The sequence below is a fragment of the Microbacterium maritypicum MF109 genome, from assembly GCF_000455825.1.
In the GTDB taxonomy this organism is placed as follows: domain Bacteria; phylum Actinomycetota; class Actinomycetes; order Actinomycetales; family Microbacteriaceae; genus Microbacterium; species Microbacterium maritypicum_A.
The window spans coordinates 1-339 of the sequence record NZ_ATAO01000043.1 but is presented as its reverse complement, the minus strand read 5'-3'; the positions used below and the strand labels follow the sequence as shown (position 1 = coordinate 339).

Annotated in this window: 1 protein-coding gene; it reads right to left on the bottom strand. The window is 66.7% G+C overall.

Going from position 1 to position 339, the window contains the following annotated elements; genetic code table 11:
* The coding region (locus L687_RS24795) for an ArsR/SmtB family transcription factor (RefSeq protein WP_021198494.1) at positions 1–315 on the bottom strand (315 nt) is incomplete at its 3' end.
* Positions 316–339: the final 24 nt, after the last annotated feature.

Here is a 339-nt window from a genome sequence, read left to right as displayed (position 1 = left end):
GATCTGGGCAGCCGCCCGATTCGACGGCGAAGTCATCTCGTCGGGACCGGGCACGTCGATGCGCCCCTTGGGCCGTTCCCACCACCGCTCGCGCGCCGTGCCTCGCCCCTCGACTTCGCGGATGAGATCGTGAGCAGCCAACGCGCGGAGGTGATAGCTGGTCGACCCCGATGTCTCCCCTACGAGTGCAGCGAGCGAACTGGCGGTCTGCGGACCGCGCGCGGCGAGGATGTCGAAGATCTTCACCCGGAGCGGGTGCGCCAGCGCCTTCAGGGCGCTGGCATCGAGAGTCCTGACCTGCGTCTCGTTCGTCATGCATGCAAAGATACCCTTGCAAAG